Below are 20,989 nucleotides of genomic sequence, written 5' to 3'. Positions count from 1 at the left end.
TGAGCAGGAAATAGGTGTCGGAGTCGGCGGTCCGACCGAAGGCCGCGACGACTCACTCTTCCGGTGCGTGGGTCACACCGAGCAAGCCCCCTCGATAGTACCAGTAGGTGAACGCCGCGAAGACGACCGCCCCCGCGAGCGTCAGTGCCACGAGACTCGTCAGGACGACCCCGGCAGTCGTCGTCACCAGCCACGCCGCGCCGACCGCCTCCGCACCGACTTCGATCACCCGGACGACCCCCACGGCGAGGTACCAGACGACGAGCGCGACCACGGCGGTCCTGACGAGTAGGTACGCAGACCGGCCGGCCGACCGCTCGCGTCGAATCGACATGCGCGCGGTGTTGTGGACGACACGTGGTAACTCTTGGCATTCGGTGCGACCGGCAGTGACCACCTGCGTTCGCGGGGAACGAACGATATAAATCCGCGCCGAGGGACGTGCGGACGATGACCGACACCATCGCGGTCCTCGCGCTGGACGCACTCGACGTGCGCCTCGCCCGCGAGTGGGACTGCGAGAACCTCCTCTTGGACGACCACCGCCGACTGGAGACCTACGCCCACTCGCTCGACTTCCCCCGGACGGTCGAGGTGTGGCCCACCGTGGCGACCGGCCTCGGTCCCGAGGCACACGGCATCGCCGGCGACGGCAACGAGTGGGAGAACCCCCTGCTCCGGGCGGCGAGTTCGATCACGCAGTACCTGCCGCGTGGCGTTCGCGCGACACTCGGCCGGCCGTTCCAGCAGGCCGGGCAGGAACGCTCGCTGGCCGAGACCGACGCACCCCACGTCTTCCAGGACGGCGTCGTCCGCTACTGGCCCGGCATCACGCCCGGCGAACACGTCATCGAGGCGTGGCGGCTGATGTCGCTGGCGAGCGGCGGCGAGATCACCGAGGAGCAGTTACGCCGGGAGTTGACCGGCTTCGCGGGCGAGGAACTCGGGTGGCTCGCGGTCGCCGCGGAGTGGGACGTGCCGATCGCGGGCGTCCACAGCCACGTCGTCGACATCATGGGCCACGTCTACTGCAACCGCGAGGACCGCCTCAGAGAGACTTACGAGTGGGCCGACCGCGAGGTGGGCCGCCTCCGGGAGCGCGTGGATCGACTCGTGATCTGCTCGGATCACGGGATGCAGGTCGGCTGGCTGGACGACACGGACCCCGGCACCCACAGCTTCGACGCGGTGATCTCGGCGGAGGGCGTCGACGGTCCGCTCCCCGAGTCGGTGTACGACGTACGGCAGTGGCTCGAATCGGAGATGGGCGAGGTCGGTCCCGCAGACGACCGGGTGGCGGAGTCGGACACGCCGACGGAGCATCTGCGAGATCTCGGCTACATGGAGTAACGACCGGTCGTCGCCGGCCACCCTCTCCACACCGCTCGATCTCTCCTCGCCGGTCACGACGACCGAGCGCCGGCGTCAGACGCCCGTCAGACCCGGTGCTGTCCTTCACTTTCACTTTCACTCTACGCTCGGGATTGAGCCCGAACACCTTTTAAAGAGGCGGTCGGTAGCTTCCCGCAGGAAATGACCTCGTTTCAATCGACACTCGGCGAGGACGAGGGCATCGCGGAGGAGTTAGCCGCGAGCCAGCGATCCATCTCCATCGCCGAGTTCTTCGAGAAGAACAAGCACATGCTCGGGTTCGACTCGGGTGCGCGGGGCCTCGTCACCGCCGTCAAGGAGGCGGTCGACAACGCCCTCGACGCGACCGAGGAGGCCGGTATCAAACCCGACATCTCGGTCGAGATCGCAGACGACGGCGACTACTACCGCCTGGTCGTGGAGGACAACGGTCCCGGCATCACGAAAGAGCAGATCCCGAAAGTGTTCGGGAAACTGCTGTACGGCTCCCGGTTCCACGCCCGCGAGCAGTCGCGCGGCCAGCAGGGGATCGGAATCTCCGCCGCAGTTCTCTACTCGCAACTCACCTCCGGCAAACCGGCGAAGATCACCTCCCGAACCGCCGGTCATGATCAGGCCCAGTACTTCGAACTCGTCATCGACACCGACACGAACGAACCGGAGATCCGTCACGAGGAGGCGCTGTCGGCGGCCGACAGCGACCTGAACCCGACGACCGGGACGCGCATCGAGTTGGAGATGGAGGCGAACATGCGCGCCCGGAACCAACTGCGCGACTACATCAAGCACACGGCGGTCGTCAACCCCCACGCCCGCATCCGGTTGAAGGAACCCGGCTTGGAGGGCTGGCAACAGTTCGACCGCGTGGAGGGGGCCGACCTGCCGCGCGAGACGAGCGAGATCCAGCCCCACCCGCACGGCGTCGAACTCGGGACCCTCCTCAAGATGCTCGGGGCGACCGACTCCCGGACCCTCTCTGGCTTCCTCCAGACCGAGTTCACCCGCGTCGGGCGGAAGACCGCCACGAACGTCCTCGACGCCTTCCGCGACCGGCACTTCGGTCGGGAGATGGCGTGGCAGGCCCCGACCGACTTAGAGACCGACCTCGACGCCCGCATCGCCGACGCGGTGGCGAACAAGGGGAAGGAGGCGACCGGCCAGTTCGCCGCGGAGATCGCCGGCGTCCTCAGGGAACGCGACCGGACCGCACACCACGAACTGCGGGAGATCGTCGCCAACGTCGCCGAGACGGTCGGCGAGGAGACGGACACGAACTTCGGCGAGACGGTCCAGGAGAACGCGGTCGATGCGGCGTGGGACGCACTGACGGCCGACCTCGCGGCCGATCTCTACTCCCTCGTCGACGAGGCGACCAGCACCCGGAAGGACGACGCCACCGTCCGGGGACTCGCCGAGCGCATCGGCGAGAAGTTCACCGAGGCGGACGACGAGCGACACCGGGCGACCCACGACACCGTCGTCGAGTACGTCGACAACGCCGCCGACCGCGTCGCGGAGTACGAGGACGCGACGGTCGGCGAGACCGCCCGCGAGAACGTCGTCGAGGCGCTCTGGTCACGGATGCGGACCGTGCCGGACGATCCGCCGTCGGCGAGCGCCGTGGCCGACGACCGGGACGCCGCCTCCGAACTGCTGGAGGCGATGCGCGAGACGGACATCATCGCGCCGCCGACGGACTGTCTCTCGCCGATCACCAGCGAGTTGGTCGAGGCCGGCCTGCGGAAGGAGTTCGACGCGGAATTCTACGCCGCGTCGACGCGTGACGCCGAGGTCCACGGCGGCGACCCCTTCGTCGTCGAGGCCGGCATCGCCTACGGCGGCGAGTTGGAGGAGAGCGGGTCGGTCGATCTGTTGCGGTTCGCCAACCGGGTTCCGCTGGTCTACCAGCGCGGCGCGTGTGCGACGACCGACGTGGTCAAGCGGATCGGCTGGCGCAACTACGGACTGAGTCAACCCGGCGGGTCGGGGATGCCGCAGGGGCCGGCGGTCATCATGATCCACGTCGCCTCGACGAACGTCCCCTTCACCAGTGAGTCGAAGGACGCCATCGCCAACGTCCCCGCCATCGAAGACGAGATCGAACTCGCGGTGCGGGAGGCCGCCCGCGAGTTGAAGTCGCACATCAACAAGCGGAAGTCGATGCAGAAGCGCCAGCAGAAGCAGAACGTCCTCGGCGAGATTCTGCCGGAGATGGCGGACAAACTCTCCGAAGTCACCGGGAAAGAGCGCCCGGACATCTCCGGGGCGATGGCGCGCATCATGAACAACGTCAGCGTCGAACGCGAGTTCGACGCCGGGAAGGTGACGCTGATCGTGGAGAACCACTCCGACCGGAACGAGTCGGTGGAGATCACCGACATCGTGAGCCGGGAGGTGGCGCTGAACGGGACCGGCGAGAGCTTCGAGATGGACGGGGAGTGGTACGTCCGCTGGCACCCCGACGTGCCGGCGGGTGAGACGATGGAACTGACCTACGAGACCGACGACGACGCCGAGTTCGACATCAGCGTCAGCGGCGTCGAACAGCAGAAACTCACGGTGAACGCATGAGCGACACAGAGCGCGGATCACAGACCGCAGAAGAGCGCGCACGACAGCAGTTGATCGACCTCGCGGCGGAGTTCTACGACCAGTTCGACCGCGGCGACGTGCCACAGATGACACTCCCCACGCGGTCGAAGAGCAACATCGTCTTCGACGAGGAGTCACACGTCTGGGTGTACGGGGACCGCACCTCGACGCGCTCTGCGAACTCGGTTCGCGGCGCGCGGAAACTCCTGAAGGCGGCCTACACGATAGAGTTCCTCGCCCGGCAGTTGGACGAGGAGCGGTCCTCCACCCTGCGTGAACTGTACTACCTCTCGGAGTCGTGGGACTCCGAGGAGGCCGGCTTCTCCTCACAGGACGAGTCGAACCAACTCGTCGAGGACTTAGAGATCGTCTCCGGGGTCACCCGCGAGGACTTCCACATGCGTCCGGAGGAGTCCGGGGCGACCCTGATGGGCCCGCTGGAACTCCGCGAGCAGACCCGACGCGGGGAGCGTGAGATCCACTGTCAGGAGGACGTCGGCGAGGGTGGTTACCAGATCCCGAACAACCCGGACACCATCGAGTTTCTCGATCACGACATCGACTTCGTGCTGTGCGTGGAGACCGGCGGGATGCGGGACCGCCTCATCGAGAACGGCTTCGACGAGGCCCACAACTGTCTCGTCGTCCACCTCAAGGGGCAACCGGCCCGCGCCACGCGCCGCATCACGAAGCGTCTCCACGACGAACTCGACCTGCCCGTGGTGGTCTTCACGGACGGCGACCCGTGGTCGTACCGCATCTTCGGATCGGTGGCCTACGGGTCGATCAAGTCCGCGCACCTCTCGGAGTATCTCGCGACGCCGGAAGCACGGTTCGTCGGCATCCAACCGCAGGACATCGTGGACTACGACCTGCCGACCGATCCGCTGGCCGACTCCGACATCAACGCGCTGGAGTCCGAACTGGAGGACCCCCGGTTCATGACCGACTACTGGGAAGAACAGATCGAGTTGCAGTTGGACATCGAGAAGAAGGCCGAACAGCAGGCACTCGCGTCGCGCGGGCTGGACTTCGTGACCGAGACGTACCTCCCCGAGCGACTCGGCGAGATGGGCGTCATCTGAGGCGTCGGTCGGCCTCACCACGGCACCACAGTAGGTCGGTCAGCCCTCGAACTCGTCCGGGAGCAGGCCGAAGTAGGCGACGTCGATCAGGTCCCCGCCGAGGAACCCCTCGTTGCGGTGGACGCCCTCCTCGCGGAAGCCGACCTTCTCCAGCACCCGCTGGGACCCTTCGTTGCTGGCGAAGACGTGCCCGGCGAGTTTGTCGAAGCCGCGCTCCGTGAAGGCGTACCGACAGAGCGTCTGCAGGGCTTCGGTCGCGTAGCCGTTCCCCTGTGCTTCGGGGGCGACGTAGTAACTGACCGTGCCGACGACCGCGTCCCAGTGGTCGCGTCGGTCGAGGTTGATCGCGCCGACCGGGTCGTCGTCGGCGACGATCAGGAGGTGGACGCCGTCGTCGTCTTCGGCGGCCTGTTCGAGCCACTGCTCGCCGCTCTTTCTGTTGTGCGGCGACGACATGCCGAGACTCCGCCGGACGGCCGGTTCGTTGATGAGTCGGTGCAGGAAGTCGAGGTCGTCCTCCTCGACCGGGTGGAGGGTGACGCGCTCGCCGCGCAGGAACACGTGTCCGGGCATCGTGTCGGGTGGTCTCGGTCGCGCGAGTTGAGTGTACCGCGAGAGTGCGTCACACTCTCACAGCAGTATGGGCGAGCCAACGAGACGACTCGGCGTCAGTCGGCCGCCTGTCCCGGTCGCGTCCCGGAGTCGACCGCGTAGGCCCGCGTCACGTCGACCAGCGCCTTCCGGTAGTCGCTCTCGGTCGGGTTCTCAGTGAGGCTCCGGAACCGGCGTTTGAACTCGCCCAGATCGACACCGGGGGCGTCGTCGGCCGCTGCGTGGGCGAGGTCGTACAGACGGTGACCGTCCGGGAGGAGGTCGTGGCGTTCCAGCAGTGCCAGCGCGAACGCGGCGTTGACGGCCGTGATCTCCGGGTCGGAGGCGGGCGAGATACGCTCGAAGTTCGGCCCCGGTGGACTGCCGGGCGTGCCGGCGACCGCCGCCGCCAACTGCGATTCGAGGAAGTAGAGCAGTTTCTCCGCCGGCGCGAGCGAGAGCGTGATGTCGTCGGCGTAGATGTCCTTCATGTGGTTGGCGATCTGGTAACAGTGTGTCAGCTTCCGGCGCTCGACGGACTTCCCGGCCAGCGCGAGGTACAGCGCCTCCTCGGTCGACTGGGTGTGTGAGGGGTGTTCCTCCTCGTACCGCGCCATGTGGGAGAGTTCGTGCAGTGTCAACTCGCGGGCCATCGCGCTGGTGGCCGCCTGCCGGGAGATGTTCAGCGTGTGGTAGTCGTCGTAGTGGGCGGTCCAGATGCGCTCGTCCGGGTCGTCGCGAACGTGGACCTCGACCGGCAGGTCCAACTCGTACTCCGTCTCGAAGAGGTCGACGGCACTGAGAAACGGGTCGGCGGGGACGGTCCCCTGTACTCGCAAGTCCATGCTGGTCGTTACCAAGGTCCGGGGTGATTTGACTCTTGTGCCGTCGCAGATCGCCGAGCAGTGTGCTGTCGGTCGTCAGTGCCGGAGGAGGCCGACGGTCGTCAGTGCCGGAGGAAGCCGACGATCTTCGGTCGTCGCGTCCTCCTCGGTGATCTCTGCGACCCAGGCCGGCCGGACGATGTTCGTCTCGCCGACACCGAAGATCGCGACCGTCTCGCGCACTCGAACCGACTCGTCGTCGAGTCTCGCGTCGTACGCGATGGTGTACTCGATCACACGCCCGTTCGGGGCGACAGTCACCGAGACGGTGCCGTTCTCGACGGCACGCAGGTCACGCGACATCGGCCCGAGTGCGCTCCCGTCGGCCGTACCGGTGATCGTCACGGAGTCGTCGGTCGCACTGACCGAGGTGTTCTCGGCGACACCGAGCACGAGTTCGATCCGGTTCCGGAGCGTCGGTTGCGGGCCGAACGCCGCACGCGGATCGAGTGGCTCACCGTCCGCCCCGCGCACGAGTTCCTGCTGGGTACGCTCGTCGACGCGGAGAGAACGGTAGGCACGCTGGCCGTCGGCGAACAGTCTCACGGTCGCGTTGCGGTCGTTCTCGACGGCCGCCGGGCCAGCGATAGTCTGCTCGAACCGGTAGCGAGTCCGGTTGGCGGCCATCCTGCTGACGCTGTGCGTCTCGCGGAGGATCGACCCGTTCGCGCCCCGGACGACGACGCGCTGTTCGGCGGTGAACGACCGGTTCGACAGGGTGTCGGCGTGGGCACTCGCGAGTCGGTTGGCGTCGACCGAGTCGTTGGTGTCGACGCCGGGCACGGTCGCCGGGTCGAGCGACGAGTCGGCGTCCGGGGTGGTCTCGCCGTCGAACCCCAGCAGGCCGTTACAGCCGGCGGTGATGACGAGCAGGGCGAGACAGCCGGCGACGAGTACGCGTCTCGGCCCGCGATTTCGGTCGGAGTCGGGCGTCGAACTGGTGGAGGGCATCGTTCTGAACTGTTTCGACACGAACAAAAGCGTTCGGGGGCCGAGAGACCAACTCCGGTCTGCGGGTGGTACAGCCCCGCACACCCCCGGACGGAAACACTACCCTTTTGACCCTGCTATCGATATGAGGGAGTAATGGGACGCCGAAAGAAAATCGTTCAAGAGTGTGAGCGGTTGATGGACAAACCGGAGAACATCCGGAACATCGCCATCGCCGCCCACGTGGACCACGGGAAGACGACGCTGTCCGACAACCTGCTCGCCGGCGCGGGCATGATCTCCGACGACACCGCCGGCCAGCAGCTCGCGATGGACACGAAGGAAGACGAACAGGAGCGTGGGATCACCATCGACGCGGCGAACGTCTCGATGACCCACGAGTACGAGGACACCAACCACCTCATCAACCTCATCGACACGCCGGGCCACGTCGACTTCGGTGGCGACGTGACGCGCGCGATGCGTGCCGTCGACGGCGCGCTGGTCGTCGTGGACGCGGTCGAGGGCGCGATGCCTCAGACCGAGACGGTCCTGCGACAGGCACTCCGCGAGGGTGTCAAGCCCGCGCTGTTCATCAACAAGGTCGACCGCCTCATCTCGGAACTGCAGGAGGGGCCGAAGGAGATGCAGGAGCGCCTGCTGGACGTCATCTCCGACGTGAACGAGCTGATCCGCGGGATGACCGAGGAGATGGACGACATCGAAGACTGGACCGTCTCCGTCGAGGGTGGCACGGTCGCCTTCGGGTCCGCCCTGTACAAGTGGGGCGTCTCCGCCCCGTCGATGGCAGAGACGGGCATCGGCTTCCCCGAGATCATCGAGATGGAGCGCAACGATCAGCGGCTCGAACTCCACCAGCAGTCGCCGCTCTCGGACGTCGTGCTCGACATGGTCGCCGAGCACTTCCCGAACCCGCTGGACGCCCAGCCACGTCGTATCCCGCGCATCTGGCGCGGCGACGACACCCTCGACATCGCCCGGCAGATGCAGGAGGTCGACGACGACGGCGAGGTCGTCTTCATGGTGACGGACATCTCGATGGACCCCCACGCCGGCGAGATCGCCACCGGGCGCGTCTTCTCCGGCACACTGGAGAAGGGCCAGGAGCTGTACGTCTCCGGGACGGCGGGGAAGAACCGCCTCCAGAGCGTCGGCCTGTTCATGGGTGGCGAACGCGAGGAAGTGGGCCACGTGCCGGCCGGCAACATCGCGGCCGTCACCGGCCTGCGTGACGCCATCGCCGGTTCGACCGTCTCCTCGATCGAGATGACGCCGTTCGAGTCCATCGAACACATCTCCGAGCCGGTCATCACGAAGTCCGTCGAGGCACAGTCGATGGACGACCTGCCGAAGCTCATCGAGACACTCCAGCAGGTCGCCAAGGAGGACCCGACGATCCAGATCGAGATCAACGAGGACACCGGCGAACACCTGATCTCCGGGCAGGGTGAGCTTCACCTCGAAGTCATCACCCAGCGTATCCAGAAGAACCAGGGCATCCCGGTCAACACCGGTGAGCCCATCGTGGTCTTCCGGGAGTCGCCCCAGCAGGAGTCCCGCGAGGTCGAGGGCGTCTCGCCGAACCGCCACAACAAGTTCTACATCACGGTCCACCCGCTGTCGGAGGACATCGTCGACGAGATCCGCCTCGGCAATGTCTCGATGGACATGCCGGAACTGGAGCGCCGCGAGGCGCTGCAGGAGGCCGGGATGGACAAGGACACCAGCCAGAACGTCGAGCACATCTTCGGCACCAACATCCTCATCGACGACACGAAGGGGATCCAGCACCTGAACGAGACGATGGAACTCGTCGTCGAGGGGCTCGAAGAGGCGCTGGAGGACGGCCCGCTGGCCGGCGAACCGGTCCAGGGTGCCCTGCTCCGTCTCCACGACGCGAAGCTCCACGAGGACACGATCCACCGTGGTCCCGCACAGGTCATCCCGGCCGTGCGTGACGCGGTCCACCGCTCGCTGATCGACGCCGAGGTGCGCCTGCTGGAGCCGATCCAGAACGTGCGCATCGACGTGCCGAGCGAGCACATGGGCGCTGCCTCCGGCGAGATCCAGGGTCGCCGTGGCCGCGTCGACGACATGTACCAGGAGGGTGACCTCATGGTCGTCGAGGGCATCGCGCCCGTCGACGAGATGATCGGCTTCTCCAGCGACATCCGCTCTGCGACCGAGGGCCGCGCCTCGTGGAACACCGAGAACGCCGGCTTCCGCGTCATGGCGGACAACCTCCAGCGCGAGACGATCATGACCATCCGCGAGCGCAAGGGGATGAAGCTGGAACTCCCGCAGTCGATCGACTACTTCTAAGTCGTCGACCTGCGCTCGACCGACCGTCTGCGGTTTCTTCTCTCCCGTCTCACGCCGATTCGAGGACCGCCTGGTACAGCAATAATGCTGATACGAGGACCGCCCGGTACACCAGTTACGCCGATCCCAGCACCGCCCGATACAGCGTCTCGGTCGCGTCAACTACCTCGTCCCACGTCGGCAGTGGTTCGCTCGGCGCGTCCAGCACGACAGCCTCGCGCACCGCGTCGGCGACCTCGTCCGGCGAGACGCCCGACTCGGTCCCCACGCCCACGCAGTCGTCGCGGTCGATCCAGTCGACCAGTGCGCCGGCCCGCCGGACGACACAGGGCGTCCCCAACGCGAGTGCCTCGGCGACCGTCATGCCGTAGGCCTCGAAGCCGGAGCAGGTGACGAACGCCGACGCCCCGGCGTACAGAGTCGGCAGTTCGTCGTCGGGGACGTAGCCGAGAAAGTGAACCCGGTCGCTCACGTCGGTCTCGCGGGCGACGGCCCGGAGGTCGTCGGCGTAGTCGCCGGCGCCGGCGACGACCAGATCGTAGTCGAGGTTCGACAGGGCCCGGATCACGTGCTGGACGCCCTTGTACTCCGCCAGTCGACCGACAGAGAGAACGTACGGCCGACCACCGGCCGGGTGGGTCGCGTCGTCCGGTGACGGAGCTTCTGCGTCGGCGAACCGCTCTGTGTCCAGTCCGTTCGGGATCACAGTCGCCCGGACGCCGAAGTCGTCGGCGAGGCGAGCACGCTCCCAGTCGCTGACCGCGATCACGCGCTCGGCCCGTCGGAGCGCCCAGCCACCCGCGAGTCGGTAGCCGGACAGCAGGCGGTCCCGCAGGTCGGATGCGCTCGCGCCGTGGTAGTGCGGCGTGACGACCAGCGGAGTGTCGGAGCCGAAGCCGGGTGCGTGGGTGCCGAGCGCGGCGAAGAGAACCGGCAGCGAGTGGTAGTTGTGCGCGTGGACGAGGTCGGCCGAGGCGTTGCGAACCGCACCGAGGAGTGCCGGCGCGACGTGGAACGCGCCACCGGGAGCGAGCCCCCGAAGACGCCGGACCCTGACGCCACGTCTTCGCTGGCGGCGCGGCGCGTCTGCGGTTCTGGCGTCGGCGGTGAGGACCGTCGCCTCGTGGCCACGGGCGACGAGTCCCTCGGCGAGTTCGGCGACGTGACGCTCCACGCCGCCGGTGTGTGGTGGGTAGCGGGTCGTCACGAACAGGACGTGCATCAGTCCTGTCCCTCCGCACCGCGATTTTCCGTGGCCCTGTCGTCGCCCGCCGAGTCGTCGTCTCCGTCTTCGCCAGCGAGGAACGCCTCGCGGGACTCCCGGTCGATCTCCCAGACGCCGTCACCCTCGCCGCGCAGGAGGCGGACCTGCGCGACCAGCAGGGAGACCCACGAGTCGAGGATGGCGTAGATCGGCTGGAGTGGACCGAGTGAGTCGCGCTGGCCGAGGTAGCCGAATCCGAGGACGCCCGCCGGGACCACGAGACCGACCGGACCGGCGACCGAGACGGCGGCCGCCGAGACGACGAGGGTACCGACCGCGACGAGCCACGGCGAGACGAGCATGAACCACCAGTTGAACGGGAGGACGACCCGGCCGTACCGCCCGTACTTGCCGAGGGCGTCGCGGTGCTGGACGAGCAGTCTGACGAGGCCCATCGCCCGCCGGTCCTTCCGCTGGCGGCGCTTCCGGAAGTCGGAGACGCCGGATTCGGTGAATCTGAGTGCCGGGTCCATGACGACGCGCTTGCCCGCCCGGCGGATGCGCAGGGCGACCTCGGTGTCGTCCGCGAGCGACGCGGGGTCGATGGGGACGAAGTCCTCGCGGGCGAAGGCGAAGCAGGGCCCGTGGAAGATGAACGTCGAGTCGAGGTGCGATTCGAGACCCTGCAACTTCGAGAGGATGTTCCGGTAGTCGGCCTCGACTCGGCTCTCGCCCAGCACGTCGGACTGTCGGCCCGTCACCGCGCCGACTGCCGGGTCCGCGAGGTTCGCGACTGCCTCCCGGAGCACGTCCGCGGCGAGTTCCGAGTCGGCGTCGGTGCGGAGGATCACCTCGTTCGAGGCCGCCCGGAAGGCGTCGTTCAGCGCGGGTGCGACGCCTCGGCGTTCGTCGTCGTGGCGGATCTGGAGGTCGGGCGTCGGTTCGTCGGCGGCTTCGCGCGCCGTCATCCAGTCGCGGACGACCTCGGGCGTCCCGTCGTCCGAGGCGTCTGCGAGGACGATCTCGAGTTTGTCGAGGGGGTACTCCAGTGCGCAGATGTCGGCGAGTTTGTGTTCGATGATCTCGGCTTCGTTGTACGTCGGGAGCACGACGCTGACCGTCGGTTCCCAGTCGTCGCGCTTGTCGGCCGGAGACCCGGCCGGGCGGACGACCGCGTAGAGTGCGAGAAAGGCGAGATACGGGGCGCTCGTGACCGCGACGAGGACGGCGCTTGCGACCACCAGCGCGTTCATGCGGCGCGATAGACGGGCCGGGTGGTAAAGACCGACGGTCTGTGAGGAGGGATGCGCGTGTGAGTCGGGAGAGTCGGGAGAGGAGAGTGGGTGAGTAGAGCCAGGGAAAGAGAGTGGGTGAGTAGAGTCGGGGAAAGAGAGTGGGTGAGTAGGGCCAGAGGTGTGAGAGGCGACTGATCACCGGAGGGGACCGTGACTCGCCTCGGGACGTCGTGTCTGGGCAACCGCGCCGGCGAGCCCGACTGGAGACAGCGGTCATCCCGTGGGCCGAGCACACGGACACCGACGTCAGTCGTCGCTCGTCCCGAACGACCGCGCCGCGTCGCGCAGTCGCGGCGAGATACCGGGCACGTCCTCCACGCCCACGGGCCCCTCGCTCTCGATCTCCTCGAGACTCTTGGGGAACTCCCGGAGGTCGTAGTGGATGTCGATGCCGGCCTGTGCCCCCTTCCCCATCGCGACCGGGATCTGGTTGTGTCCCTGCGTGATGTCGCCGACCGCGTAGACCCCGTCGACCGACGTCTGGCCCGCGTCGTCCACCGCGACCGTCCCGTCGTCGTTCAACTCACAGCCGAGGTCGACCGCGAGGTCGGTGTGGTAGTCCGACCCGTACATGGCGAACCCGCCCTTGTACTCCCGGAAGGTGCCGTCCTCGAACTCGAAGCCGGCCAGCCAGCCGTCCTCGCGTTTCTCCATCCCGCTGATCTCGTCGTCGATCACGTCCACCGGGTGCGCCCGGAGCAGGCGGTCCGTCTCGTCGCTCCACGTCGGGTCGTCGCCGCGCAGGAGCACGTCCACCTCGTCGGTGAAGTTCAGCATGATCATGGCGACGTGGGCGGCCGACTCGCCGTGGCCCATCACGTACACCGGTTCGTCCACGAACATGTAGGCGTCACAGTGCAGGCAGTAGTGGAGCCCCTTCCCCGTCCGGGGGAGTGGCGGCTCCGGTCGCTCGTCGGCGAAGCCCATGCCCAGCACGACGCGGTCCGCGAGGTACTCGCGGTCGTTCGCGGTGACGTGGAACCGGCCGTCCGGCCGGCGCTCGACGTCGGTCACCAGATCGCGGTGGACGTCAGCCCCGTAGCTCTCGATCTGCTCGCGGGCCGTCTCCAGGAACTCGTTGCCCGACACCGACTCGGGCACCCCGATCACGTTGTGCGTGTCGAGCATCATCGCGGCCCGCCCGCCGCCGCGGTCCACGACGACCGTGTCGTGGCCGAGTCGTGTCGTGTACAGTGCGGTCTGGAGGCCGGCGGGTCCGCCACCGACGACGACGACCTCGTAGGAGTCCGGCTGGTGTTCGTCCGTCATTTCGTGGACAATCGTAGGTCTCGGAGCCGTTTAAACGCATAGCTCTCGTGCAGTTTCGCCGCCGCCCCGCCGTGTGTTCACGTACCACGCTCGGCGGCGTGTGGTGTCTCGCTGGACGACGCCCCGTGCCACTCTCGACCGGGTCTCAGTCCTCGCCGGGACCGACGACCGCGTAGCAGTTCCCGCTGGAAATCTCCCACGAGACGATCCGGCAGTCGCTCTCGGCGAGGTCCGCCTCGAACTCGCGGGGCGCGTAGATGTGGTAGAAGCGCGGGACCGTCTCGCCGCCGGGGAGCGTCCAGTCGACCTCGGTGCCGAAGCCGACCTCTGTGTCCGGGGGCGCGTCGAACTTGTCGTGGGCGGTGCTCCACGCGCTGACGAGTGCGCGCCCGCCGCGTCCACCGCGTCCGTCTGGTGTGAGCACGCGGGCGAGTTCGTCCAGACTGGCGACGCGCGCCTCGCGGGGACGCAGGTGGTGGAGCGTGGCGACGTACACCGCGAGGTCGAACGTGTCGTCCCGGAGTGGCAGGCGACTCGCGTCACCCTGCACGAGATCCACCGCGAATCCACGCTCGGTCGCGCGGTCGCTGGCGGTTCCCAGCAGTCCACGACTCACGTCGAGGCCGACGACCTCGGTCGCGTGGTCGGCCAGCAGTTCCGCGTGGCGGCCGTTGCCACAGCCGAGGTCGAGGGCGCGGTCGGTCTCCTCGGTGACGGTCTCGGCGACGAACGACTCGACTTCGGGCCACGGGTACTCCCGCGTCTGTGCGAAGTGGGCCGCGATCCGGTCGTAGGTCGCCCGCGTGTCCATACAACCGACTCTGTGGCGGTCGGCAAAGACCTCCCGGATGTCGATAGCGCTGTCGGCAGAGGTCTCCCGGATGTCGATGGCGCTGTCGGCAGAGGTCTCCCGGATGTCGATGGCGCTGTCGGCAGAGGTCTCCCGGATGTCGATGGCGCCGTCGGTAGAGACCTCCCGGATGTCGACTGCGGCCGAGACGGGAGTCTCCCGACGACCGGCCTCGGTCAGATGAACAGGAACGCGACAGCGGTGAACAGCAGGAGGATGGTCGCGTGTTTCACGCCGTCTTTCACGCTCCCTTCACCCAACTGTCCGGCGACGAGTCCCGAACAGATACCCTGCAGGACGGCGGTGTGGAAGAAGACGAGTTCGTACGCGTCGGTGTCGACGCTCTGGATCGTCCCGAGAAAGCCCGTCGAGAACTGCTGGCCCGTCTGGCCCATCCCGACGTTGGCCTGTTCGACCGCCGGGATGAACGAGACCGTCAGCGCCGCGATGATCCCGAGGAAGACGAAAAAGGAGATGTAGATGACGAGCAGGTACGTCACCATCTCCTGTCGGCGCTCCTTCTGGAGTCGCCGCGTCCCCTGCGCCTCGTCGGCCGCGATGCGGAGCACCGGCGAGATGTCGCCTGACGCCCGCATCGCGTTCGTGATGAGCGTCACCGACCGCGTCACCATCGGCGACTCGACCCGGCGCTCGAACCGGGCCAGCGCCGTCTCGGCGTTCGCGCCCCACTCGATGTCCCGCCGGAGTCTGCGCAGGTCGGGCGACAGCGCCCCGAGGTCGGTCTGGCCGACGCGGTGGAGACTCTCGACGACCGTCAACCCGGCCTCGTTCACGCTCGCCAGTCGGTCCAGAAAGTCCGGCACCGCCTGCTCGACTCGCCGCGTCCGACGCTTCTTCAGTTCGTAGACGACCGCGTACAGTCCGAGTACGGCGATCGTCGCCTCCACGACGGGGCCGTCGAAGGCCACCACCAGATCCATCGGTGCGGTCGACACCGGGTCGACCCGACTCAGCACCCAGACCACCCCGAGGGGAACCGTCAGCACGAAACTCCCAGCAGGTCGTTCGATCAGCGTCCCCAGCGGGTCGGTGACCCAGTCGCGGAGTGGCGCAAACCGGTCGTAGGCGGCCAGTCGCTCGCGGTTCGGCTGCCACCGGTCCGCGATCTCCCCGCCGTCTGCGATACCGGCACCGACGGTCTCGTCGACACCTACCTGCCGTTCGGTTCCGTCGGTCTCGCTCGGCGTTCGCAGCGACCGGGTGATGCTGTCGATGTAGACGACGAAGCCGGCCGTCGCCAGCGGGATTCCGACGTAGCCGATGAACCGCACGATGTCGAGGGTGTCCGCCAGCACGAGGCCGATGACCACGAGGATGGTCATGAAGAACAGCGGCCCCGCCACGAGGACGGTGACGTACACCTCCGCGAAGGTCGAGACGAGTTCGAGATACTGCTCCTGTCGCGCCTCGGCCTCCTCCTGATAGCGTTCGTACTGCTCGCGCAGGAACGACGAGAGGCTCCGGCCGCTTCCGAGCACCGACGAGAGGTTCTCGCCGAACTCCTCCATCCCGTCGCTGGGCGTCCGGCGCGACATCGCCCGCAGGGCCGACAACACGTCGGTTCCGAAGGTGTTCATGTCCCGGACCGCGACCCCGACCTCTCTGGCCGCCTCGCCGTAGACGCGTTCGTTGCGCGTCAGCGTCTCCAGCACCTGCGGGAACGACATCCCCGACCCCGAGAGGGCGTAGACGAACGCGACGGTCCGGGGCAGTGTCGCCTCGATCCCGGCGGCGCGGGCGCTGGCACGCTGGTCGAGCCACTGCCAACGGGCCCAGTAGGTGCCCAGTGCCGCGCCGGCACCGACGGTCGCGCTGGACGCGAGCAGAAGGACGAACAGTTCGCCGGCGGCGACCTCGGGGAGTGCGGCGGCCGACGCGAGGAAGTCGAACGCGCTCGGGAGGGCGTCCCGCACGGCCGACTCGCTGAGTTGGAGCAGCCCCAGCAGTCCGGCCAGCGCGTAGACGCCGACGACGCTCCCGACGACGCCGAACAGGCCGGCGTACGACAGCGTCCGGGCGGCGTACAGGCGGTGCGTCGTCGGGACGTGAGCGGCCTGTAGCTTCCGGTGTTGGCGACGCTTCCGGGGTGAGTCACCGGAGACGTAGTCGCCGAACAGCCCCAGCGCGGCCCGCGAGACGAGGACGTTCGTCCACCGGCTGACGGACGCCAGCGGGACGACCGCCGCGAGACAACAGGCCGCGACGAGCGGGAGGTAGAGGGAGAGCATCGTCGGTCGTCAGTCCTGTTCGGGCGAGTCGGTCGGCCTGTCCTCGGCCCCCGACTCACCCGCGTCGGCGTGGTCGTCCCCGTGTCTCGGCTCCTCTGTGCCGGTGTGGCCGTCCTCGACCGGCGACGGCTCGGCGGTCTCGAACTCCCACGAGTCGCCCGCGGTCGTGTCGTCTGTCGGCTGCTCGGGCGGACTGTCGTCGTCGCCTCTCTCCGCACCGTCGTCGCCATCACGACTCTCGCCGGGCACGTCGGGAACAGTCTCGTCGGCAACCGCCTCCGCCTCCGAGAGCCGCGTCAGCACCGCTTCGCTGTCGGCGTAGTACTCGTTGACGAGCGCCGTGAACCGGCGGAAGTCGTCCACGCCGAGGGCCGAGAGCGATCGGAGGAACGTCTCGCGGTTCCGGAGTTCCCGCAACAGTTGGGACCGACTCCAGCCGCGTTCCGACTGGATCTCGTCCAGCAGCGACGAGTCGTTCCGGGAGAAGGTGTCGGTGCCGGCGTCCCACGAGAAGGCCGTCGAGTAGTCGAGTTCGCCGGTCCGGTTGTCGATCCCCCCGATCTCGGCGATGGCCTGCGAGCGCCGGACGCGTTCGCCCTCGAACCGGGTCAGCGTCTGGATACAGAGCACGTCGAGCGACTGCACCATGGCACGGGGGACGTTGATCGGTTCGTTCTCCAGTCGGTTGATGACCGTCTCCACGCTGTCGGCGTGCATCGTCGAGAAGGTCGTGTGACCGGTGTTCATCGCCTGGAACAGCGTCAGCGCCTCCTCCCCGCGTACCTCGCCGACGATGATGTACTCCGGTCGGTGGCGCAGCGCAGAGCGCAGGAGGTCGTACATGTCGATGTCCGACCCCTCGTGGAGTCGCTGGCGCGTCACCGAGGAGAGCCAGTTGTCGTGGTACAGCGCGAGTTCGCGGGTGTCCTCGATGGTCAACACCTTCGCGCGCGGCGGGACGAACATCGACACCGCGTTCATCGTCGTCGTCTTTCCCGACGCCGTGCCGCCGGCGATGAGGATCGACTTGTTGTGCTCGATGGCCAGCCAGAGATACGCCATCTCCTCGACCGAGAAGGTGCCGTACTCGATCAGATCGAGCGGCGTGAACGGTTCCTCGGCGTACTTCCGGATGGTGAACGCGGAGCCACGCGGCGTGACCTCCTCGCCGAGTGCGAGTTCCGCACGCGAACCGTCCGGGAGTGTCGTCTCGACGATGGGGTCGCCGACGCTGATGTGGCGGCCGGACTGCTGGGCGAGGCGGACGACGTAGTTGTCCAGTTCCTCACTCCCGAACGAGACGTTCGTCTCGACGTCGGTGTAGTCGGCGTGGTAGACGAACAGCGGGAGGTCGTAGCCGTCACAGGAGATGTCCTCGATGCCGGGGTCGTGCAGCAGTGGATCGACGCGCCCGAACCCCTGGAAGTCGCGCACGAGGTAGTACAGCAGACTGTAGAAGGTGTCCATCTCGGCTTCGACGCCGTAGCTCTCCAGTAGATCGCGCAGTTCCTCTCGGAGCGTCGTCTCGGCGGTCGTGTCCGTCTCCCGGCGGAAGAGCAGCGGATCGCGGATGTCCTCGCGGACCCGCGAGAGCAGGTCGCGCTCGAAGGCGTCGAGTTCCGGTTCGACGGCGTGGTAGGCGTGTTCACTCTCCGACTCGTCGTAGGTGATGACGACGTAGGCGTACGGCGCGTTGACCCAGTAGCGATCCACCTCGCGGTGGTCGGGCGGCACGTCGAACTCCGCCAGTGGACCGTCCTCGCCCGGCGCGAACGGTTGCACGTCGATCTCGGAGCCACGGAGCATCTCGACCGTCCGGGCGAGTCGCCGCCGGAGTGAGCCGAGGGTACTCTCCGACCCACCGTGCGTGTCTCCTGACATTCAGTTCGTTACCACGTAGCGACGACACCATAATAAATCCGCGCCGTCACGCCGGACCACTTCAGTCGTCGTGACGGCCTCACGTTCGCTCGACACCGAGCAAGCTCCCCGCCAGCGCGAGCATCAACACGACGCCGACCGGAACCGGTATCCCGCCGAATCCGCGCGTAGCGAGGAGGACGACGGCGACCGCGAACACCACGCCGCCGAGGGCGAGCAGACCGCCCATCAGTCGGACCGGATCGAGAGTGGCGTCCAGGCGGTCCTCGGCGAGGTAGTACGCGACCGAGAGGCCGACCGCGAGGGCGACGACGACCGCGCCGGCGGCCCAGACCTGGTAGGCGAGTTCGATGGGGTTGCCACGCTGGAGGTCGAGTGCCGCCGGGAGCGTCAGGAACCGGACCGGCGGGCCGAACGCGGTGTCGAACAGAAAGCGAACCTGGAAGAACGGAAACCGGACGAACAACGCGGAGCCACCGAGCACGTCACCGACGTACGAGACGTTCCACGGCAACAGCGCCGCGAACCAGGCAGACAGCACAGCGAGTTCACCGGCGTACTCCGAACGGACCCACATACCCCGACTCGTGGCCGGTCCGGAGTAAAAGCTACCGTCTCTCGACGGGCCAGCGCTCGGCCGGTGACCACCCGACGGGATAGCGCTCGGCGAGGGATCACCCGACGGCAGAGCGTTTTGCGGGTGCCCGACCGAGTCGTTGACGAGAGGTGGCCCCGGTCGAACCGTGCACGAGAGCCGCGCCCGGTCGCACCGCTCACGAGGGGCGACCGCGACCCTCCTCGGCGCTGTGTGACTCCTTGTCGGGGTCGTTACGTTCATACCGCCGCAACTCCAAGCATCGGTAGCGAATGAGGCGCGACTACTTCGAACTGGAGGTACACAACGTCGGCTCGTCCGGTGAGGACACCTCGGGGAAACCGACCGTGATGATCGACTTCCACGGTCCCTCCGACACCCTTCGAGAGCGCCTCACAGGTCTCGACGGGGAGCTACTGGACGCCTCGGAGACCGACGCCGCCTTCCGGTTGCAGGGACCGGCGGACGACCCGGAGACGACCGGCGTCGTCAGTCTGACGAACCGCACGAACGGTGACTTCCTCCTCGAACTGAACGAGGAGGCGGGCAACGTCTTCGACTTCATCCGGTCGGCACGCGAGTACGCCGAGTCGGTCGGCGAAGACGACGGCAAGTACCGGATCGAGATCAGCGTCGACGGCGACCTCGTCACGTCCTACGAGAAGTCGATGTTCCTCGTCTACGACGAAGACGGGAGTCTCCTGCGGGCGCGAAGTCTGATCCCCTCCGGCGTCGAACTCTGACCGTCGGGCCGACGGCGTTTCTCCGGGTCGTCCGTGACAACGTTCAGTAGCGTGGCACGCCAACGTCACGCATGGCACTGTTCGAGTACCAGGGGCGGCGCGTGAACGTCGTCGACGGCGACACCTACGACCTCAAACTGGACCTGGGGTTCCACATCACGCGAGAGCTACGCGTCCGGTTGGAGGGCATCGACACCCACGAGATATCCGGCCAGCCGCGCGAGTCCGAGGAGTTCCAGCGCGGCACCGAGGAACGCCTGTTCGTGGAGTCGTGGTTCGACACGGCCGAACGGGAGTACGACGGGAAGTGGCCCATCGTCGCCGAGACGACGAAGGATCGAACCGGAAAGTACGGACGCTACCTCGTCTCGATCAGTCGGCGAGCGGACGGTGCCGACCTCGCAGACGACCTCCGGGCGAACTTCGACGACATCGAGTACGAGTGAGTCACTCCTTCCCCTCGTGTTCGATTCGCTCCATCAGCGCCAGCAGGGCCTCCCGTTCGTCCAGATCGGGGTCGTGCGCCGCGAGAGCGACGATCACGTCCCCTTCGTGGCTGACGACCGCGAGGTGGAGCACCACGGCGACCGACTCGCCCTCCACCTCGGCGGTGCCGGTGTAGGTCACGACCTCGGTGGGCGTCCCGAGGACGGTTCGCGTCTCGGTGTCGAGGACTCGAAGCCCCGTCACGTCGGGTGCGATCCCACCCTGCACCGATGTCTCGGCGAGTCTGTCGAGCGTCCACGAGACGAGTTCCGGGTCGGAGAGGTGGACGACCGGACTGAGCGACTGGCCCTCGAACTCGGCGTCCGGCGTGCTGACGACCGCGAGCAGCGCGATGTCGTCGTCGGTGGTCTTGGAGTAACCGGAGACCCACCCCGTCAGGCGCACGTCGCGCGAGACTGGACCGAGCGCGAAGCCGAGCGGGACGGTCACGTCGGTCGTGTTCCCGTGGACGTAGCCGCCCGACAGCGCCGACTCGGGGACGACAGCCGGTTCGGAACTGAACTCCGCGAGCGTCCCGGTACAGCCCGCGAGAACGACGAGAAGCGCGACCGCGAGGCTGACGCGTGAGCGTGAGAACTGCATACAGTTGTCACGACCGCC

The 20,989-nt window shown here is 67.5% G+C and carries 19 protein-coding genes; 7 read left to right on the top strand and 12 right to left on the bottom strand.

The features are described 5' to 3' along the window. Positions 1-52: 52 nt before the first annotated feature. On the bottom strand, positions 53-334 hold the full coding sequence (locus LI337_RS00785; RefSeq protein WP_227227806.1) for a hypothetical protein: 282 nt from the start codon (positions 332-334) through the stop codon (positions 53-55). 116 nt (positions 335-450) lie between these two features. On the opposite strand from LI337_RS00785, the gene LI337_RS00780 reads away from it, so the two are divergent. The 3 genes from LI337_RS00780 to LI337_RS00770 all read left to right on the top strand — a co-directional run bounded on the left by LI337_RS00780 (position 451) and on the right by LI337_RS00770 (position 5,048). Beyond that, a complete protein-coding gene (locus tag LI337_RS00780; protein WP_227227805.1) occupies positions 451-1,350 on the top strand; it encodes an alkaline phosphatase family protein in 900 nt (299 codons plus the stop codon). A 183-nt stretch (positions 1,351-1,533) separates the two neighbouring features. Continuing rightward, complete coding sequence (locus LI337_RS00775; RefSeq protein ID WP_227227804.1) at positions 1,534-3,942, top strand: DNA topoisomerase VI subunit B; 2,409 nt, start codon at positions 1,534-1,536, stop codon at positions 3,940-3,942. After that, positions 3,939-5,048, top strand: coding sequence for a DNA topoisomerase IV subunit A (locus tag LI337_RS00770; protein ID WP_227227803.1), 1,110 nt, complete (start codon positions 3,939-3,941; stop codon positions 5,046-5,048). Before LI337_RS00775 ends, LI337_RS00770 begins: the two co-directional genes overlap by 4 nt. 39 nt (positions 5,049-5,087) lie before the next feature. Here the strand turns inward: LI337_RS00770 and LI337_RS00765 are convergent, their stop codons facing one another. The 3 genes from LI337_RS00765 to LI337_RS00755 form a co-directional block, all read right to left on the bottom strand. After that, positions 5,088-5,621, bottom strand: a complete 534-nt coding sequence (locus LI337_RS00765; protein ID WP_227227802.1) for a GNAT family N-acetyltransferase — start codon at positions 5,619-5,621, stop codon at positions 5,088-5,090. A gap of 95 nt (positions 5,622-5,716) precedes the next feature. After that, on the bottom strand, positions 5,717-6,484 hold the full coding sequence (locus LI337_RS00760; protein WP_227227801.1) for a DUF5781 family protein: 768 nt from the start codon (positions 6,482-6,484) through the stop codon (positions 5,717-5,719). 75 nt (positions 6,485-6,559) lie between these two features. Continuing rightward, positions 6,560-7,474 (bottom strand): hypothetical protein, encoded by a 915-nt coding sequence (locus LI337_RS00755; RefSeq protein WP_227227800.1) that lies wholly within the window; start codon positions 7,472-7,474, stop codon positions 6,560-6,562. Between the two features lie 135 nt (positions 7,475-7,609). On the opposite strand from LI337_RS00755, the gene LI337_RS00750 reads away from it, so the two are divergent. Continuing rightward, positions 7,610-9,796: an elongation factor EF-2 gene (locus tag LI337_RS00750; protein ID WP_227227799.1), complete on the top strand. Its 2,187-nt coding sequence runs from the start codon at positions 7,610-7,612 to the stop codon at positions 9,794-9,796. A 115-nt stretch (positions 9,797-9,911) separates the two neighbouring features. On the opposite strand, the gene LI337_RS00745 is transcribed toward LI337_RS00750, so the two are convergent. The 4 genes from LI337_RS00745 to LI337_RS00730 form a co-directional block, all read right to left on the bottom strand. After that, a complete protein-coding gene (locus tag LI337_RS00745) occupies positions 9,912-11,018 on the bottom strand; it encodes a glycosyltransferase family 4 protein (RefSeq protein WP_227227798.1) in 1,107 nt (368 codons plus the stop codon). After that, positions 11,018-12,253, bottom strand: a complete 1,236-nt coding sequence (locus LI337_RS00740) for a glycosyltransferase (protein WP_227227797.1) — start codon at positions 12,251-12,253, stop codon at positions 11,018-11,020. The genes LI337_RS00745 and LI337_RS00740 overlap by 1 nt, the downstream gene beginning before the upstream one ends. Before the next feature lie 288 nt (positions 12,254-12,541). Further along, positions 12,542-13,564 carry an NAD(P)/FAD-dependent oxidoreductase gene (locus LI337_RS00735; protein WP_227227796.1) on the bottom strand — a complete coding sequence of 341 codons (1,023 nt, stop codon included), beginning with the start codon at positions 13,562-13,564 and terminating at the stop codon, positions 12,542-12,544. 145 nt (positions 13,565-13,709) lie between these two features. Continuing rightward, positions 13,710-14,375, bottom strand: a complete 666-nt coding sequence (locus LI337_RS00730; protein WP_227227795.1) for a class I SAM-dependent methyltransferase — start codon at positions 14,373-14,375, stop codon at positions 13,710-13,712. Between the two features lie 37 nt (positions 14,376-14,412). On the opposite strand from LI337_RS00730, the gene LI337_RS00725 reads away from it, so the two are divergent. Then, positions 14,413-14,598 carry a hypothetical protein gene (locus LI337_RS00725; RefSeq protein WP_227227794.1) on the top strand — a complete coding sequence of 62 codons (186 nt, stop codon included), beginning with the start codon at positions 14,413-14,415 and terminating at the stop codon, positions 14,596-14,598. Here the strand turns inward: LI337_RS00725 and LI337_RS00720 are convergent. From LI337_RS00720 to LI337_RS00710, 3 genes are all read right to left on the bottom strand, one after another. Next, the gene (locus tag LI337_RS00720) at positions 14,591-16,663 is read right to left on the bottom strand and encodes a type II secretion system F family protein (protein WP_227227793.1); all 2,073 of its coding nucleotides are present in this window, start codon (positions 16,661-16,663) and stop codon (positions 14,591-14,593) included. The genes LI337_RS00725 and LI337_RS00720 overlap by 8 nt on opposite strands. Positions 16,664-16,672: 9 nt before the next feature. After that, positions 16,673-18,544 carry an ATPase, T2SS/T4P/T4SS family gene (locus tag LI337_RS00715; RefSeq protein WP_227227792.1) on the bottom strand — a complete coding sequence of 624 codons (1,872 nt, stop codon included), beginning with the start codon at positions 18,542-18,544 and terminating at the stop codon, positions 16,673-16,675. 79 nt (positions 18,545-18,623) lie between these two features. Then, positions 18,624-19,121 (bottom strand): DUF7549 family protein, encoded by a 498-nt coding sequence (locus LI337_RS00710; RefSeq protein ID WP_227227791.1) that lies wholly within the window; start codon positions 19,119-19,121, stop codon positions 18,624-18,626. A gap of 290 nt (positions 19,122-19,411) precedes the next feature. Between LI337_RS00710 and LI337_RS00705 the strand changes: the two genes are divergently transcribed. Together LI337_RS00705 and LI337_RS00700 are read left to right on the top strand one after the other, a co-directional pair. Beyond that, on the top strand, positions 19,412-19,882 hold the full coding sequence (locus tag LI337_RS00705) for a DUF5793 family protein (protein WP_227227790.1): 471 nt from the start codon (positions 19,412-19,414) through the stop codon (positions 19,880-19,882). Between the two features lie 71 nt (positions 19,883-19,953). Beyond that, complete coding sequence (locus LI337_RS00700; RefSeq protein WP_227227789.1) at positions 19,954-20,328, top strand: thermonuclease family protein; 375 nt, start codon at positions 19,954-19,956, stop codon at positions 20,326-20,328. A gap of 1 nt (position 20,329) precedes the next feature. Here the strand turns inward: LI337_RS00700 and LI337_RS00695 are convergent, their stop codons facing one another. Next, positions 20,330-20,971: a DUF6517 family protein gene (locus tag LI337_RS00695; RefSeq protein ID WP_227227788.1), complete on the bottom strand. Its 642-nt coding sequence runs from the start codon at positions 20,969-20,971 to the stop codon at positions 20,330-20,332. Positions 20,972-20,989 lie beyond the last annotated feature (18 nt).

The organism is Salinirubrum litoreum (assembly GCF_020567425.1).
GTDB lineage: Archaea > Halobacteriota > Halobacteria > Halobacteriales > Haloferacaceae > Salinirubrum > Salinirubrum litoreum.
The sequence above is the reverse complement of the archived record's forward strand: the minus strand, read 5'-3'. Positions and strand labels throughout refer to the sequence as shown.